A 17,565-nucleotide genomic window follows, 5' to 3' on the forward strand; every position below is an offset into this window, starting at 1 on the left:
CCCTACTCCTCTAGCTCATCCAGCTTCGCTTCCAATTCAGCCAGCTTGCGATTCGCTTGATCCAATATCTCCTGTTGTTCTGCGGTTTTTGCTCGTTTTATTTCTTTTTTGATGGCCATAATCTGCTGTTCCAAATAGAGAATTTCAGCTTCATTTCCTGCGTTGTTCCACATCTGTGAATAAGTCATTGTCGGTCTCCTTTTTTCTAATTAAGAAAAGCTTTCCATAAAGTTCAATCGAACTTTAGGAGAGCTTCTTTTTTTATCTACACAAGGGTTTCAAGTTCTCACTTCTAGTAAAATTCTACTCTTGTGATGCTTCCTGTATTAAAGGCATCCCAGCTTCAACTAAACGTTTGTTTCGAATGAAGAAAACGGACAGTATTACAGTTAACACCCCTGTTCCAACAAGGAGCCATTCAATCTCAATTACATCCGCGAGCGGACCGAATATCAGCATTCCGATTGGCATCATGGAAGTCGATATCATACCAAAGACTCCGAATATGCGTCCCAAGTAATCCGGATCTACCTTCTCTTGTAGCATTACGGTTGTCGGTGTATTAAAGACGGGCATAGCTACGCCGAAAATAGCCATCATAACCAAGTAGATCCAAAAAACAGGTACAATACCCAAAGCGAACGTACATACACCCATAATTAAGCTAGCAAAAGTCATCGTATATACTTTGTTTCGAAAGCCGCCCCATGAAGCAATAATTGCTCCGCCAGCCATCATACCGATAGAAAAAGCAATTTCAATGGCTGTTAATCGCCAATAATCATCTCCGAAGCTGCGTGTCACTTGTAGCGGTGTTAAAAATGCAGCCGGTGCCATCAATACGAAGAAAAAGGCGAAAAAAACGAAAAAAGTTTTGAGAAAGCTGTGGGTTTTAATATAGCTTAAACCCTGTTTAAAATCGTCCAAATAGCTTGTCGTTTGTTTATCAGTCGCTTTTTTATGCAACGGTATTTTCAAAAAGAAAGATAATGTAAAGATCGCTATCGCCGCTGTGATAACATCGATAAAGAAAATGACCTCAATTGTTGCCAATGAAAGCAATGACGCGCTAACGATAGGTGCAACAAACATCATTAGTGCTTGAAGACTTCCGTTAATCCCATTTACTTTCGTCAGCTTATCCTCTGGTACAATTTGAGGTAATATTGCCCCAACCGCAGGTGATTGAACCCCAGCTCCGAGCGCACGAACTGCAGCAATGGCGAACAACAACCATATCTCATCATAACCAAGCAAAAATGTAATGGCTAAAATCAGTGTAACAAAGGCAATCATGGCATCTGCTATCATAATAAGATATTTCCGGTTGAAACGGTCCGCCCATACACCTGCAAACGGTGATAATAAAAAGGTAGGAATGAATCCACAAATAATAAATAATGTCATCATCATACCTGATTTTGTTGTAAGCGTAACGTACCACATAATAGCATATTGAACTAAAGCAGAACCGAATAACGAAAATGTTTGACTACTTAGAAAGATAATTATATCCCGTTTCCAATGTTTTTTGTTTTGTGCTTCGTTTGGTATCACTATAACTTACTCCCCCATTTTTAAAAAGTATCATTCATTCCCCATTCGCCTATTAAAATTAATTACCAAATCCGGTACTTCTAATTCTATGTACAAAAATTTTATATAAATCACATTTCTAGAATAGCACAGAAATATTCACCCCACCATTCAGCCAGCATCTTATAATTAGCCTGTGCACACAAAGAGCCGGTATCCCCCTCTTTCGAGAAGCCACCGGCTCTTTTTTACGTCTATTTCATTCTCCGTTTATACACTCGCATTGCGGAAGCCCAGAAAAACGCAAGTATTGCTAAACTCCATAATACCGCCACAAGCGTAGTTTTATCTGCCGTTCCTCCGAGTAAAAGAGAACGAATACTCTCGATAAGCGGTGTCATGGGCTGATATTCTGCGAATACGCGTATAGCCGAAGGCATGCTGTCGGTCGGCGCAAAGGCAGAACTAACGAATAAAAGTAACATCAAAATGTAAGAAAATACTCCTGCTCCTTCAAATGATTTAGCAAGCAAGCCGAAGGTGACGGCAATCCAAGTAAACGCAAGTACGCTAAGCAACAAAATACCAATGGCTAATACCCAGCCGAGCACATCCGCTTTCGGCCGAAATCCCATTCCGAAGGCAACAAGGAAAATGGCAAGCAAGGAAATGACGTTAAAAACTAATGAAGCAACCACATGACCGCCTAGAATAGAGGCTTTTGCGATCGGCATGGAGTGGAAACGCTCGAATATGCCTTTCGTGAGATCGTTATTGATACGAAGAGAAGAATAAGCCACGCCACTAGCAATGCAAAAGAGCAATATTCCGGGCACAATATAATTGATATAGCTTACATCACCGGTGTTCATCGCTCCGCCAAAGATGTAAACAAAGAGCAGCATGATCATGATCGGCATGGCGATGACGGTAATAATCGTGTCGATGCTACGTGTGGAATGGCGAATGACACGCCCACTCATGACGGCGGTATCGCCTAGAAAATGAATGAATTTCATCGGGAGTCCTCCTTTTTGCTAGTGACGATCGCGAGAAAAACATCCTCAAGCGAGGGCAGTTTCTGCGCAAACTCGGCAATTTCTATGTCAGCTTCCGCTGCTTTCGTTAGCAGTCGCATCATCTGTCTCGTACTTCCGTCTGTAATGACTGAGAGCGTGAGATTGTTCGAATCTGCAGTCGCGTTAAATTCCTTCAACAGATCTTGTGCTTGATTTAGCGTTGTTTCATTGTCGAATCGAAGCTCGATATGACCCTTAGGCAATCTATTTTTTAGCTCCGCGGGACTGCCGCTTGCCACGATATGACCTTCATGTAAGATCGCGATTTGATCGGCTAGATGGTCAGCTTCCTCTAAATACTGCGTAGTTAAAAAAACAGTGACACCTGATCTCGCTAAATCCTTGATCATATCCCACATAGCAAGACGCGCTTGCGGGTCAAGTCCGGTGGTCGGCTCATCGAGAAAAATGACCGAAGGGTTACCCAATAAGCTCATGGCCAAATCCAAGCGCCGACACATCCCTCCGGAGTACGTGGAGATTCGGCGATCGGCGGCATCGAGCAAGTCAAAACGACGTAATAACTCCTCGGCTTGTTTGTCAGGATCGGGCAAATGGCGGAGTTTGGCCATCATTCGCAGATTCTCGCGTCCGGTCAGGATATAGTCAGCGGTGACGCTTTGTCCTGTCAGGCTGATCTCCTTACGTACTTGCTCTGGTTGCTTAGTTACGTCGGCTCCATTAATCTTTGCGCTTCCATTGTCGGGCTGGAGCAGGGTGGCAAGAATTTTGATCATAGTGGTTTTACCCGCACCGTTGGACCCTAGAAGAGCAAAAGTTGAACCCTTCTGAACAGTGAAGTCCACCCCCCGCAACACTTCCACGTTCTTATAGGATTTTTTGAGGCCTATTACTTCAATCGCCCAATTGTTCGATGTCATCCTAATCCCCCCTATCTTCCAAGTTTTTTGTGAATGGACTCGTTCATTTTGGCTCGCATTTTCCCTGTCCAAGTCTGAGCGGAAACGTCCTCGAGCAGCCCGTCACAGAACGCCATTACGTCATTCCCTACGATCTCCAGAACATCTCGACCTTCAGCAGCTCCCATCTCAAACATGTCAAGCATTTCGGGAAACAGGTTGATGACGCTAGAATCGTTAGTTGAGAAATTCAGCATGTAGCGCGATGCGATATTGTAAACTTCTCGGTAATCGTTCGGGAGCGCTTTTGAACGTTTTACGCACTCTTTATAAGCCTTTTTTTGTTCACGTAAATCTTTAAATTTAGCGAGCATGTTCTTATACACGGCTATCCTCCTTCAGTTGGGTAAGTCTTGACGAAACATATCCCCATTTCTCCCAAAACATGGACAGTTCCCGCCATCCCTCTTCATTTAAACTATAAAATTTCCTTGGTGGTCCTATTTCGGACGGTTTTTTCTCGATATCGACGAGTTTATTTTTTTCTAACCGTATCAAGATGGTGTAGACCGTACCTTCAACAACATCTTCGAAACCGAGCGCATTTAGCGTTTTTACGATTTCATACCCATAGGTTTCTTTCCGGCTGATGATTTCAAGTACACAGCCTTCCAAAACTCCTTTCAGCATTTCTGTTAGGTTATCCATTTAAATCCTCCAATGCTACTCTGTATTGCTTAGTACCACTATATAGTAACACCGAGTAGTGGAATTGTAAATAGGAGGAAAAGCGGATTGCTGAAAATAAATACGACAGCAGTAGGGACTGGATTTGGTATGAGTGGAAAGCATTTGCTTTAAGTCAGTAACAATAAAGAAAGCCCGCGCTGGGCACGGGCTTTCTTTATTGTTACGAGGTTCTTCGACATCGACAAAACTATTTATACGGGTCAGCAATTTCTTCCCATTGACCAGTGAAGACATCCACTTTTATCGTGAACTCCCTGCCGCCTTGCCTAACATTACTGAACAAATAACCATCTCCAATAAAGCCTGAAATCCAATCCTCATCTATTGGCTCGAAGCCTTCTGTATCAAAGATTGGCTGAAGTAACTTATACAGCTCCTTCTTGTATTCCGTACCGTTAGATATGTTCCACAGATCTATCGCTTCTCGATTCACAAGGCTTCTCACTGGACTGCCAGAAGTTGTATCATGAACCGTTCCGGTAAGAGGATTAATTTTATAGCTAAGGCCTTCCCCTACGCCATTCGGTGGATCCATAAAATTAATCGTGTATTGATCGCCTTTTTTACCAAAAGTCCAGCCGCTAGCTGGAAGCTTTTTTTCCAGCAAGGACTTAATATCCTGTTCACTGAGCGGAGGAGAAATAAACGACCCATAGTACATCTGTACACTCTCAATGGTCAATTCCTTGCCGTAAACGACAATAACTTCAAGCGGAAACTCAGAGATGGATGCTGCACCTGCCAAACGAGCTACAATACGGTCCCCATCAAGCTCATACGAAACTACGGCGCCAAATCCAATCTTCTCGCCCCAAGCCCCCTCAGTGTAATCATACACTTTAGTCAAATGCTTTCCGTCTAGTTCAGCGGATACGTAAGTGTGGTTATTCCGGTGTGTAATGGAGGATTTCACCCTCCGATTTAGCGTCTTGACCGGGTCCTCTACCACAAGCTCTTCCAGAGTGACAGGCTGGAGCACATGAATCTCACTCATTGAGAGCCCTGTTCCAGTGCCGGTAGTAATACGAATAAAGATTTCTTTAGTACCATCCCCGTTAAGATCAGCTTCTTCAATGGAAGGAGGCCGCGTTTCATCTTCACCGGCATTCCACAAAAACGTTCTGTTAACCTCACCGCGCACATCTACCGTGACTTCATGCAAAAGTGCATGCTCAGCCGTGGGCTTTGCAGTTACAGTAATTCCGTTCTTCTCCGCTAATAGGGTTCCTTTGGGATCGATTGCAGTTGAATCTTTAGTCTGAGAAGCTGACGGGATAACAACACTCTTCTCCGGGGCTGACGTAGAACTCAGCTTTGCCCCAGTCAAGGTACAGCCACTTAAGACCATAATTACTGTTAACCCCAACACCGTGTTTTGTGCTGTGATTTTTTTATGCCTGGTGATCATGGTTATCCTTCTTTTCATTTCCTTCTTGCTGCTTGAAATGCCGGCTGCACCAGCCACTCGGATTGGATCGGTCAATGTTTCTAATAGTTTAAGAAGAGTCCGTGCGTAGTCTTTGTGGTGCCCCGATGCAAGATGCTTTAAAGCCAGCGCATCACAGGCGACCTCTTGATCCCGTTTCATTTGGCTAACGGCATACCAAAGCAACGGATTGAACCAATGCAGGGCCAGCAGCAGTCCTGTCAGCAGATTCAGCGAAATATCACGACGTTTCACATGCGCCAGCTCATGCAGAAATATATGACGCAGTTCGTTTGCCTCCAGCGTGTGCAACATGGATGTCGGCAGCAGCAGCTTGGGGCGCATAACACCAAGCAGTGTGGGCACGGCAATCTGCTTCGTCTCTACCAGCTTCACTGGGCGCCTTACCTTCATCTCTCGTTGACACGTTTCGAACAACCACAGGATATCTGCGGAACGGATCTCCGGTTCCCGTCGAACCCGTGCCGTGAATCGCAGCTGCTCACGAACCGACAGACTTATCATTACCACTGCTCCGCTTAGCCAGATCAGAACCAGCAAATGCATCGGCGTCCAGCCTGTATTGGATGTCTCAAATGGATCGTAGATTTCCGGAGTCACCGGTGTCATACTATCTGGTCTCTCGGCTTGCTTTGAAGTTCCTGTTCCTGTTATTTCAGCGACCTTGGTCGAGTCCACCTCTTGAATGTTCATCCCGGACACAGGACCTACATCCGGCTGCGCAGAAGGAATATAGAAAGTCTGAGCTGATTCTGTTTCCAGCGGAAACAAATTAAAAATGCTGAACGCACTTTCCGGTGTCCAAGGGACGGCTAACCTTACGATCAGCGGTATCCACAGAAGATACGTCCAGGTCGGTTTCAATCGATTCTTGAACAAGAAACGGGTTGCCAGGATCAGCAAAGCCAGCACGCTCGCCATAGCGGATAGTGACAATATCTTAACGAACAGATTGTATGCAGCTTCCAGCAAGCGACTCAGTCCTTTCGCTCATCCAAAATTCTCTTCAATTCTTCAATATCTTCTCGGGACAGCTTCTCATTCTGTAAAAAGTTGACTAACATCGGGCGCAGCGTTCCACCGTAGATCCGCTTCAGAAAAGATTGTGTCTCCGATTGGACGCATTCCTCTTCCCGCACCAGTGGGTAATATGAATACACTCTTCCTGTCTGGTTGTAACCGATAGCCCCTTTCTCCGTCAGACGCTTAATCAGCGTCCGCACCGTTTTTGGGTTCCAGTCCCGGTTGCCCTCCAGAGCTTCAACAATCTCTCCTGCCGTGCGCGGGGCTCCAGTCCACAGCACCTTCATTACTTCCCACTCGGCATCCGAGATTTTTGGAATTTCCGTAGACATAATCCTATCCGCCTTTCTTCCCACTGTATGACTACACTTGTAATCCAATGTCAAAAATATACAAGTAAGTATCGTTTTTGTCAACCTTAAAAAGTCACGAGAGGAACACTTCCCGTTCGAACAGCTGCGATTCGCTTGATCCATAGTGCAGAACATAATATTAGGGGAAATAATTGTGAATATCCTCTTTTTATAGTTTAAATTAAGGTTGGCCCCTTCACTGACTCGGTGTATGGACAATGTACAAGAAGAATTATGATTACGTACATTAAAAATATTAATACAGCTCTCCAAAGAGGTGGAACGTGTGCCTATTAAAAATGGTAATCAATACATCGAACGAATCGATCGGCAAAATATCAATATCTGGTACAAAGGAATGCGTATCGAAGGACCCTTATCCAAACATCCTGCATTTCAAGGCCTCATACAAACACAAGCCGAAATGTACAACATGCAGTGTGACGAACGTTATTTAGCACAGATGACCTACCCTTCGCCTGATACTGGAGAGCTTGTTGGTTTATCTTTTCTCCCGCCCAAAAGTGTTGAAGATTTAGAACGTCGAAGAAAAATGATTGAACTCTGGTCGAGCAGACATCACGGTTTTTTAGGACGTTCCCCAGATTATATGAACACGGCGATCATGTCTCTGTTCACTGCTGCCGATATCCTTGAGGATCTTAATCCGAAATACGCTGAAAACCTAAGGAACTACTATGCCTACTGCCGAGATCATGACATTACATTATCCCATGCCTTCATCCAGCCTCAAGCGAGTAAAATATCCGGTCAAATTGATGCTACTGAGGATTCAATTGCAGCTAAAGTTGTAGAAATCAATGATGAAGGGATGGTTGTAACCGGTGCTTTTATGATGGCAACACAAGGGGCTACATGCGATGAAATGCTTGTATTCCCCACTCCTTCACCATCTCTTGTGGATGATGACAATCCCTTTGCGTTTGCCTTTGCAGTGCCTAATGATTTACCTGGGATGACTTTTGTTTGCCGTGAAAGTTACGCAGCCACATCTACCTACGACCATCCGTTAAGTTCAAGATATGAAGAAATGGATACGCTTGTTATATTTGACCGCGTGCTTATCCCTCATGATCGAATATTTTATTACGGCGATGAGGTTTACTGCGCCCGATTATTTAGCGAGAGTCACTTTCATACACATATGGCCCACCAAATCATCACCCGCTATATTGCTAAAACTGAGTTCTTTCTCGGTGTGCTAGAATCTTTGGCAGAAGAACAAAATGCTGTCCTCGAGCCCTACACTCTCCTGCCGATTTCCAGAATAATAACATTTTTAGAAACATTCAAAGCATTAAGACTTGCTTCTGAATTAGGGGCATCCCATGATCGTTTTGGATATCTCGTACCTGATAAAGGCCCACTACTGGCTTCAACCATTCACTTTTCAGAGCTTTATCCAAAAATGATTGAGATGGTTCAAAATCTCAGTTCAAGCGGTCTCATCATGATCACTTCTGAATCCGACTTCACTTCAAATGCCGGTTCGTATCTCCATCAGTATTTGAAGGGTAATGTCTCGGATGCATGGTATCGAAATGCCTTATTCCGGCTCGCTTGGGAACTAGGAGCGGGTGCATTCGGTGGCCGCCAAACCCAATTTGAGCGGTTATTTTTTGGGAATTCAGAAACAATGGCCTGGCGTATGTACAATAGCTATGATAATCACGAATACTTCCGTCAAATCATTCACGAATTTATTTCACCAGAAGACCCCCTCCCTAATTCAACAACAGATGTAGTTTCTAATTGAGCTTTTTGTTTATTTTTCATGTTGAATTGAACTTTTCGAATTGCTCCCACGGCCAGGTGACATGAAATACTATAGCCCTGGCTGGAGCGTTAAGACTTAGAAATCGCACCTAATTATGCGAGATCAGTGTTACAATTTTTTCAGCACGAATACTCATCCCTTCAGTTACTCCTTTGTTAATAACCAAAAAAGAAGAGCCAGAGCACTCACAATTGCACCTAACAAACTCACTCCGTTCCAGCCAAAGTAAACATAGATACTCGTAGATGCGATCGACCCAGTGGCGCTGCCAATGGAATAAAAAATCATGTAACCGGCAGTAAGCCTACTGCGTGCCTCAGGTCGCAAAGTAAGGATCATGCTCTGATTGGTGACATGTACGGCTTGTACTGCAAGATCAAGAAGGATAATACCAACGATTAATGCAATAAGAGAATGTTGAACATAACTTATTGGCAACCATGATATGAGCAAAAGAATCAAGGCTACACCTGTGGTCTTCTGCCCTAAACCCCGATCGGCGAGGCGACCTGCTCGCGCTGCTGCTAACGCGCCTGCAACACCTGCGAGACCAAACGCTCCAATCGCAGTATGTGAAAGAGAAAACGGTGGGGCGCTGAGAGGTAATACTAGAGATGTCCATAATATACTGAAAGCGGTAAAAATCATCATGCCTAGTGCAGCACGAATTCTAAGAGTTCGTTCCTGAGCAAACAACGTGAACATTGAACGAATCAGCTGTAGGTAAGATAATGATTCTCTTTTATGCTCATAATGTGGCAACACCCGAAACAATACACATGCCATGATTAGTGTTAATACCGCGGAAACAAGGTAGACAGAACGCCAACCTGCTAAATCCATTAATACGCCAGCGAAAGTTCGCGCCAGCAGAATACCAATTACGATTCCACTTGTCACAACACCAACGACACGCCCACGTTCGGCTGGAGCAGCCAAAGTTGCCGCGAATGCAACGAGCGTCTGTGTCACTACGGCTAGAAACCCAACCGCTGCTATACCTATGAATAACACTATACTGCTGGTGGCAGTACCAACGACAATTAAAGCCAATACGGATAGAAGCATCTGTCCAGCGATCAGCCAACGCCGATTTAATAGATCACCCAGAGGCACTAGTAATAACAGTCCAAGTGCATAAAAAATTTGAGTGATTGTAATAACAAGTCCAACGAATGAATGAGAAATACCAAACTCGTTCGAAATAGCGTCCAGTAAAGGCTGAGCATAATAAATGTTAGCAACAACTATTCCGCAGGCGATGGAAAATAAAAGTGCCACATTACGAGATATTATTGATACAGGCACTGGTTCTGACGCTCTAAGCCCTCCTCGTACTTTTTCAGTTTTTTTGACTGTTTGATCCGCTATAATAGCATTCGATTCCTCAACAGATTCCCCCAAAGATAACGCCTCCTGATTAACTTTTATCAAATTCATACATTACATACCAATCAGTACGTAAATACGTTTGACAAATATAACTCTAAAAAAAGATAACTGTCAAGAGATTAACTTATAGAACAACCAAAAATTAGAATCCGACTATTTATACGTTCATTTCTTATTGACATAATAATTTTCAAACCATAAAATAATATCATACCGTTCGATATGAAAAGAGGGAGTTACTATGGCTCGACCACGTGAATTTGATGAGGAAAAAGCATTGGATGCAGCTATGCAAGTTTTTTGGGAAAAAGGGTTCGAGGCTACCTCTTTAAGCGACCTGACATCAAGAATGGGTATTCAGCGGCCTAGCATCTACTCTACCTTCGGAGATAAAAAAGGACTATTTGAAGCTGCGTTGCGGAAATATACGAGTTCTCATGCTGCCTATGTTCGTAACAAGCTTCAAAACAATTCTTCTGTTAAAGAGGCATTCCGTGACTTTTTCGAAAATATAGTGGCAAAAGAATATGGACAACATCCGAACTGGGGATGCTTTTGCATTAATTCGATGGTTGAACTTTCACCCCACGATGAGAAATTTGAGCTCCTGACAAGAGAACACCAGATGTATCTCTCGGTAATATTTCAAGAAACGATTGATCGAGGTTTGCGCTCAGGTGAGCTTGATTCAACTATTAACGCAAAAAGTTTAGCGCAGACACTAGTCATATCATTAATTGGACTTACTGTGATCATGAAATCCCGTCCTGAAAGATCATTTGTAGATAATTCTGTAAAAGAAATACTTACATTGTTACGATAGAATCAAAAATTAGGTATGCAGCTTTTGTAACTTCGAAACTTTAATATGTTTAATAACTCTTCACTAATCCTGTTTTCCTGTCGATAATTTATAGTAGATGGGAAAGTATGGAGGAGCATATGAACACTAATCGCAGAACTGAACCTTTTCGATATACCCTTAAAGAACCTGTAACCCTTGATCTTCATATTCTTAGTATTAACGGAATCCAGGTTCCTTCTAAGCCTGTAAGAGCTGTACTGTTCAACATTAGTCGAACAGGCTGCCACTTATCGTTACCCCTCAACATTAATCCAGAAAATAACCTAGTACGGATTGGTATGGAAATGAATCTTACGGATGAATCTATTTACTTAGAAGGAGTTCTAAAATGGAATAGAGAACAGCAGGACTGTTTCCATTACGGTATTCAATTAGACATACCTGAAGCAGACATTGAGTGTCTTCCGAGGGTGCTACGCAGGCTCGCTGGAGAAGGTAAAATATTGGTTCGTTGAGATGTTAACAAAAGAATAGTACTCCATTCATAAAAAAACAAACCCGCGTGTAGACGCGGGTTTGTTACAGTTTTTGCTGCTGTTATTGAAAATCAAGATAATTTCTAACGCTTCTACATTTGTTCTTGAGGTATATCTCGTTCAGGGGTTACCGGTATAACTTGCTCTTTCTCCAGCACCTCTTTTAAATCATCCTGAATTCTTCGATCCCAATGAGGAACACCGGAGCGATATGCCGCTCTACCTGTTAGGTGGGCGGATAAAGGTGCAGTTATAAATACAAAGACAATTCCTAGTAATAGCTTTGCACTAATATGATTCTGAAAAAATGCAAAATATAGAAATGCCCCAACTAAGACACATAACACACCGAGAGTGGCACTCTTCGCGGCAGCATGTGATCTTAGATAAACATCAGGTAGCCGTATCAAACCAATAGCACTAACGGCGCTAAGCAATGCCCCTACAAGAATTAACAAGGCAAACAGCAACTCACCTGTAGTCTTGATCATTTCCATTTTCTAGCACCACTCCCTTTTCGATATATCTGGCAAAGGCTGTCGTTCCAATAAAGGAAAGAATTCCAATCAATAAAATAATTTCTATAAAAGCCTGCGTTTGGAGAAAGACAGATAACACGGCCACCATTGCTAGCAGATTAATTCCAATCGTATCTAGTGCAGCGACTCGGTCAGGTAAAGAAGGTCCTTTCACCAAACGCCAAGCACATACGCCTATAGCTAAAGCCATGATGGTAATGGATAGCATAAGAATAAAATGAATCATTAGCGGGTCACCTCCAGTATCGCTCGCTCAAAGGTATCACGGATATTTGCTCTGAACTGTGCAGGGTCATCAACATCCATAGCGTGAATATACAATGTCCGATTATCATCCGACACTTCAAGCACCACCGATCCAGGAGTGAGGCAGAGCATCGTGATTAACGTTGCCACTTCCCAATCTGATTTCAGCTCTGTAGTATATTTGAGGATAGCTGGACGTATATTAAGCTCCGGTCTTAGAACGGCTTTTACCACTACATAACTAGAAACGACCAGCTCCCGCAGCAGCAACAGGATTAGCTTAATGATCGCCCACACTTTTCCAAGATATAACCTGGGCCAAAAGCGTCGCATTCCGAGCAGAATGAGTATACCGAGCAGGAAACCAATGACGAAACGTGGCCCAGTCCAATCATTGTGCAGAAACATCCACAGGAATGCTATCATGAAATTCAATAATAGTTGAAAAGCCATAGTTATCTACTCCTTCATGACAGCGTTAATGTATAATGCTGGATCGGCCAGTACGGCTCCGGCTTGGCTGACATATCCGTTTACCGTCTCAGCACCTACACCCATCAGAATTACAATCGCGAACAGAACAGCTGCCGGTGCCATCATAGCTTTATAATGAAGCGGTTTGACTTGTTCTTCCCTTTTCTCGCCACCCCAGAATACCTGCTGGAATACCTTGATCAAGGAATATAACACTATGAAACTTGATGCAAGTGCAATTAGTGCCAGAGCCACATGATTCTGTCCAAATCCGCTACGTACCATCATCACTTTTCCAGCGAAACCACTAAGTGGTGGAACACCAACCAACGCCAAAGTCAGTACGAAGAACATCCAGCCGGTCCACGGATAGCGTCGGATTAAACCACCCATTTCTTTTAAGCGGTCGGTGCCCGATGCTGAGATAATCATCCCGCCCAGGAAAAATAATAATGCTTTGGCAACCATGTCATGCATTAAATAAAACACTACACCATTTAACGAATCCTGAGTCGCGACAGAAATCCCAAAAGCAATAAATCCAACACTGATGATGATATTATAATTAAAAATCCGCCCCAGATCGTTGTAAGCCAGTGCACCGATTGCACCAAGGATCATCGTCGCTCCCGCCATCCAGGCAATCAGTGAATGGGTGAGTCCCGGTTCTTGAATAAAAATCAATGTAAAGGTACGTGTAATGGCATACAATCCCACTTTCGTTAACAATGCTCCAAACAGTGCTCTAACAGCCACAGGTGGTGCACTATAAGAATCCGGAAGCCAGAAAAAGAGCAGCAAACCTGCCTTTATCGAAAATACGATCAGCAGCAGGACCGCAATGACGTTCATTACACCGCCTTGTCCCGCCTCTGCTACACGCATAGATAGATGTGCCATATTCAGTGTTCCTGTCGCGGCATATAAATAAGCAAGCGTTGCTACAAACAAGGAAGAGGAAATCACGTTAACTAATACATATTTTAACGTCTCTCTCAGTTGACCTTTGGAGCCACCAAGTACAATTAAAGCGTACGAGGCAACTAACAGGACCTCAAAGCAGACGAACAAATTAAACAAATCTCCGGTGAGAAAGGAGCCAAATACCCCAGTTAATAGAAAATGGAAAAACGGATAGTAATAAAACCTTTCTCTTTCTTCCCCAATGCTGGCGAAGGAAAAAAATAGACATGCCGCACCAACAATAGCACCGACTAGCACAAGTAAGGCCGCAAACATATCGGCAACAAACACAATGCCATAAGGTGGAAGCCATCCACCCATATATAGGGTCTGGATGCCCTTTGTACTTACCTGGTACACAATGATTCCAGAAACCAAGATATTTAAAAACACACTGACGGCACTGATAATACGTTGCAGATCCACTCGTTCTTTTAGAAAAATCAGTATAACTGCCGTAAAGGCCGGAATCAGCAGAGGCAGCACTAGCAAGTTATTCATTGTTGTCTCTCCTCCTTGGTTCCTTCCACATCATCCGTGCCCGTCGAACGGTAAGTCCGGTATGCCAAAACAATGAAGAATGCTGTTACTCCAAAACTAATTACAATAGAGGTCAAAATGAGCGCCTGCGGTAGAGGATCTACATACGCCTCCGCTTTTTCACCTAGCAAAGGTGGAGCACCTGTCTTGAGACCCGACATTGTCAGTAGCAGTAAATGAACACCATGGGTAATTAAATTAGTACCCAGTAGGATGCGTAGCAAGCTTTTGGAAAGGACTAGATAAACACCTACGGAAAACAATACGCCGATCGCCAAGGCAACAACAAGCTCCATTAGTTATCCCTCCCGATCGTAAGTATGATATTCATAGTGACACCAATAACAGCTAGATAAACACCAAGATCAAAGAACATTGCAGTGGTTAATTCTGTTTTGCCCATAAGCGGCAATTGGAAATATCCAAACGTTTGGCTCAGGAAGGGTACGTCGAATATAAATGAGCCAACCCCGGTAAGAAAAGCAATCGAAATCCCGATCGCAATTAACTTACGATAATTAATAGGCAGCACCTTCTCAACCATATCCATCCCAAAAGTAATAGCAAGTAGCACCAAACCTGCAGAAGCCATCAAAGCCCCAATAAATCCGCCTCCCGGATTATTATGACCGGCAAAAAACAAAAACAACGAAAATATCAGAATGATAACGAATGCTACTTTAGCTACCGCTTGCAGTAACACATCATCACTTCGGGAATAACGAGGCTTATTATAGGGAACAACCCTCTTCAGTTGGGCTGCTGTACCCTCTCCATCCAACTGCAGCTTGATCATGGAATAAATAGCAAGTGAGGCAAGGCCAAGTACTGTTATTTCAAACATGGTATCAAAGCCGCGGAAATCAACGAGCAGAACATTGACAATATTTTTACCGCCACCCAAAGTATAGCTATTCTCCACATAATATTTTGAGATGGATTCGAACGGACTACTGCCTAGAGCAGCAAGTGCAACCAGTGTCATCGTTACGCCCATCCCGATAGAAATAATTAGTTTAAGGAAATGCGCACGAGGTTTGAGCTTCTCTTTTTCAAGCCTAGGCAAATGCCGGAAACATAATAGGAACAATGTAACAGATACCACTTCAACAATCATTTGCGTAAGCGCCAGATCAGGAGCTCTGAACAGAACAAAGAGCAAAGTAACCATATAACCAACCATTCCTGTTAACAAAATGGCTGTTATTCTGGAACGCACAAACGGAATAGCTAAAGCACCTAGAAGCAAAACCATTACAGCAATAACCTCAAACAAAGAAAAAGGAGTATACTCAGTCGTACCAAGTGTAATTCCATCTGAATACCAGACGACACCGCAAATCGTTACGATCAAGAAGGAAAAAATATACATTAAATAATGTCTCATGGAACCAGTCATATAAGAACTAGTCACCCATCTAGACAATTTCTCAACCAGCCGGATTACTCCGTCATAGACTTGATTTAAAGTGTAGCCACTGCCCCATTCTTTATCGACCAGACTTAAGCGGCCATAGATTCGGTATACAGTAATACCAAGAATCACAACACCAAGTGTCATCCATACTTCTGGTGTAAAGCCGTGCCAGAAATGGATATTCACAACAAAAGGTTCCCCGGTCTGCAAGATAGGGTGAATAGCATTCATTGCAGGGATAATAAGTGTATTAGATAATATATTCGGGAAAAAACCGATAAATATAGACAGCACTGCTAGCAGGCACGGGGCAAGCAGAAGTCCAAATGGGGCTTCATGCGGTTTTTTGTCCAGCTTCTCAGGCTGATATTTTCCGAAAAAGGTGTGGAATACCAAAATCATACTGTATGCAAAAGTAAACACGCTGGCAATCCAGGCCAAAACCGGGAAGAGCGTAAACAACGAGGGAATAGAGAATATATCCAAGTTTCGGATATTCAGGACAGCTGTAAAAAACATCTCTTTACTTAAAAATCCTGAAAATGGCGGCAAACCAGCCATGGAGAAACTGCCGATCATCGCTACCGTAAAGGTAACCGGCATAATGGAAATCAGTCCGCCCAGCTTTCGCAGGTCGCGGGTACCCGTCTCATGGTCAACTATACCGACCATCATAAACAAAGAGCCTTTAAAGATGGCATGGTTAATAAGGTGAAAGATAGCCGCTGTTGTTGCAGCAGTGTAAAAGACTGAATCTTCCCCTGCATAAAATGCCGCTGCCGATCCCATTCCTAGCAATCCCATAATCAGTCCAAGTTGACTAATCGTTGAATAGGCTAATAGAGCCTTCAGGTCCGTCTGCTTCATCGCCTGGATAGAGCCATAAATCAAGGTGATCAAACCGACGCCTGACACAACCCAGAACCACTCATATTGCCCCGCAAAAATAGGGCTGAAACGGGCGACAAGATACAATCCAGCTTTAACCATCGTTGCCGAGTGAAGATATGCGCTGACGGGTGTCGGTGCCTCCATGGCATCCGGCAGCCAGATATGAAACGGGAACTGAGCTGATTTGGTGAAGGCGCCTAAGAGAATTAGTAGCATCGCCGGAATAAATAAAGCATGCCCGCTAATATCGCCAACCTCACTCCAAATTTCCCTGATACTAAAGGTGCCTGTCATTACATAAAGCATTAAAAAGCCGGCAAACATCGCTAAACCACCAAATACGGTAATCAACATAGATTTAAGAGCACCATACCGCGATTTTTGCCGCCGATGCCAGAAAGCAATCAACAGAAATGACGATACACTTGTTAATTCCCAAAAACCGTATAACACCATCAAGTTATCCGAGAGTACAACGCCAAGCATCGCTCCCATAAACAACATTAAATAAATATAAAAAGGGGTCAACGCTTCTTTTCGCTTGTCTAGATAATAAATCGAATAGATAATTACAAGACTACCCATTCCAGTGATTAACAAAGCGAACAGTAAACTTAATCCATCCAGATGGAAAACCAAATCAATGCCTAGGGAAGGAATCCATGAAACGGTTTCATATCCCAAATCCCCTCCCTTAATAACAGGAATCCGGGTTAAAAAATATACAAACAAAGCGAGTGAACCGGGGAAAACAAGCCATCCTCTATGAAGGTTGGATGCTCTCTTGGTCAAAAGTGCGATTACTAAGGCCATTAGAAACGGAACAAGTATGATTACATGCAGCAAAGGCAGTCCTCCTTTTCCACTTGAGCTTATCAAGTTGTGAACTTTAGTACTTACTTTTTTACCAAAAGCC

18 protein-coding genes are annotated in these 17,565 nt (G+C 43.4%); 3 read left to right on the forward strand and 15 right to left on the reverse strand.

From position 1 onward, the window contains the following. Positions 1-2 precede the first annotated feature (2 nt). The 8 genes from NSQ29_RS14160 to NSQ29_RS14195 form a co-directional block, all read right to left on the reverse strand. Positions 3-188, reverse strand: a complete 186-nt coding sequence (locus tag NSQ29_RS14160) for a hypothetical protein (protein ID WP_042187647.1) — start codon at positions 186-188, stop codon at positions 3-5. A 115-nt stretch (positions 189-303) separates the two neighbouring features. Next, positions 304-1,557, reverse strand: coding sequence for an MFS transporter (locus NSQ29_RS14165; protein WP_340969113.1), 1,254 nt, complete (start codon positions 1,555-1,557; stop codon positions 304-306). A 233-nt stretch (positions 1,558-1,790) separates the two neighbouring features. Next, positions 1,791-2,555: an ABC transporter permease gene (locus NSQ29_RS14170; protein WP_042187644.1), complete on the reverse strand. Its 765-nt coding sequence runs from the start codon at positions 2,553-2,555 to the stop codon at positions 1,791-1,793. Next, positions 2,552-3,496 (reverse strand): daunorubicin resistance protein DrrA family ABC transporter ATP-binding protein, encoded by a 945-nt coding sequence (locus tag NSQ29_RS14175; RefSeq protein WP_042187642.1) that lies wholly within the window; start codon positions 3,494-3,496, stop codon positions 2,552-2,554. Before NSQ29_RS14175 ends, NSQ29_RS14170 begins: the two co-directional genes overlap by 4 nt. Positions 3,497-3,507: 11 nt before the next feature. Next, positions 3,508-3,861, reverse strand: a complete 354-nt coding sequence (locus NSQ29_RS14180) for a DUF1048 domain-containing protein (protein WP_052404266.1) — start codon at positions 3,859-3,861, stop codon at positions 3,508-3,510. Beyond that, complete coding sequence (locus tag NSQ29_RS14185; protein ID WP_042187640.1) at positions 3,854-4,183, reverse strand: PadR family transcriptional regulator; 330 nt, start codon at positions 4,181-4,183, stop codon at positions 3,854-3,856. The genes NSQ29_RS14180 and NSQ29_RS14185 overlap by 8 nt, the downstream gene beginning before the upstream one ends. Positions 4,184-4,412: 229 nt before the next feature. Then, complete coding sequence (locus NSQ29_RS14190) at positions 4,413-6,644, reverse strand: M56 family metallopeptidase (RefSeq protein WP_341125388.1); 2,232 nt, start codon at positions 6,642-6,644, stop codon at positions 4,413-4,415. Between the two features lie 5 nt (positions 6,645-6,649). Beyond that, on the reverse strand, positions 6,650-7,027 hold the full coding sequence (locus NSQ29_RS14195; protein WP_076282800.1) for a BlaI/MecI/CopY family transcriptional regulator: 378 nt from the start codon (positions 7,025-7,027) through the stop codon (positions 6,650-6,652). Positions 7,028-7,334: 307 nt separating this feature from the next. Between NSQ29_RS14195 and NSQ29_RS14200 the strand changes: the two genes are divergently transcribed. After that, positions 7,335-8,825 carry a 4-hydroxyphenylacetate 3-hydroxylase family protein gene (locus tag NSQ29_RS14200; protein ID WP_341125389.1) on the forward strand — a complete coding sequence of 497 codons (1,491 nt, stop codon included), beginning with the start codon at positions 7,335-7,337 and terminating at the stop codon, positions 8,823-8,825. 165 nt (positions 8,826-8,990) lie between these two features. On the opposite strand, the gene NSQ29_RS14205 is transcribed toward NSQ29_RS14200, so the two are convergent. Next, positions 8,991-10,250, reverse strand: a complete 1,260-nt coding sequence (locus tag NSQ29_RS14205) for an MFS transporter (RefSeq protein WP_445739163.1) — start codon at positions 10,248-10,250, stop codon at positions 8,991-8,993. A gap of 229 nt (positions 10,251-10,479) precedes the next feature. Between NSQ29_RS14205 and NSQ29_RS14210 the strand changes: the two genes are divergently transcribed. Both NSQ29_RS14210 and NSQ29_RS14215 read left to right on the forward strand, forming a co-directional pair. Continuing rightward, a complete protein-coding gene (locus NSQ29_RS14210; RefSeq protein ID WP_339270837.1) occupies positions 10,480-11,061 on the forward strand; it encodes a TetR/AcrR family transcriptional regulator in 582 nt (193 codons plus the stop codon). Between the two features lie 119 nt (positions 11,062-11,180). Continuing rightward, positions 11,181-11,558, forward strand: coding sequence for a PilZ domain-containing protein (locus NSQ29_RS14215; RefSeq protein ID WP_339270835.1), 378 nt, complete (start codon positions 11,181-11,183; stop codon positions 11,556-11,558). 113 nt (positions 11,559-11,671) lie between these two features. Here NSQ29_RS14215 and mnhG read toward each other — a convergent pair whose 3' ends face one another. From mnhG to NSQ29_RS14245, 6 genes are read right to left on the reverse strand one after another with little or no spacing between them, the layout of a single operon-like run. Then, positions 11,672-12,076, reverse strand: coding sequence for a monovalent cation/H(+) antiporter subunit G (gene mnhG, locus NSQ29_RS14220; protein ID WP_339270833.1), 405 nt, complete (start codon positions 12,074-12,076; stop codon positions 11,672-11,674). Continuing rightward, a complete protein-coding gene (locus NSQ29_RS14225; protein ID WP_042187626.1) occupies positions 12,051-12,344 on the reverse strand; it encodes a Na(+)/H(+) antiporter subunit F1 in 294 nt (97 codons plus the stop codon). The genes mnhG and NSQ29_RS14225 overlap by 26 nt, the downstream gene beginning before the upstream one ends. Then, positions 12,344-12,817 (reverse strand): Na+/H+ antiporter subunit E, encoded by a 474-nt coding sequence (locus NSQ29_RS14230; RefSeq protein WP_042187625.1) that lies wholly within the window; start codon positions 12,815-12,817, stop codon positions 12,344-12,346. Before NSQ29_RS14230 ends, NSQ29_RS14225 begins: the two co-directional genes overlap by 1 nt. 6 nt (positions 12,818-12,823) lie before the next feature. Next, entirely contained in the window at positions 12,824-14,302 is a 1,479-nt protein-coding gene (locus NSQ29_RS14235) for a Na+/H+ antiporter subunit D (RefSeq protein ID WP_076282806.1), read from the reverse strand. Continuing rightward, entirely contained in the window at positions 14,299-14,637 is a 339-nt protein-coding gene (locus tag NSQ29_RS14240) for a Na(+)/H(+) antiporter subunit C (protein ID WP_042187622.1), read from the reverse strand. Before NSQ29_RS14240 ends, NSQ29_RS14235 begins: the two co-directional genes overlap by 4 nt. Next, positions 14,637-17,501, reverse strand: coding sequence for a Na+/H+ antiporter subunit A (locus NSQ29_RS14245; protein WP_341126767.1), 2,865 nt, complete (start codon positions 17,499-17,501; stop codon positions 14,637-14,639). Before NSQ29_RS14245 ends, NSQ29_RS14240 begins: the two co-directional genes overlap by 1 nt. Positions 17,502-17,565 lie beyond the last annotated feature (64 nt).

The organism is Paenibacillus sp. FSL F4-0236, from assembly GCF_038000135.1.
GTDB lineage: Bacteria > Bacillota > Bacilli > Paenibacillales > Paenibacillaceae > Paenibacillus_AQ.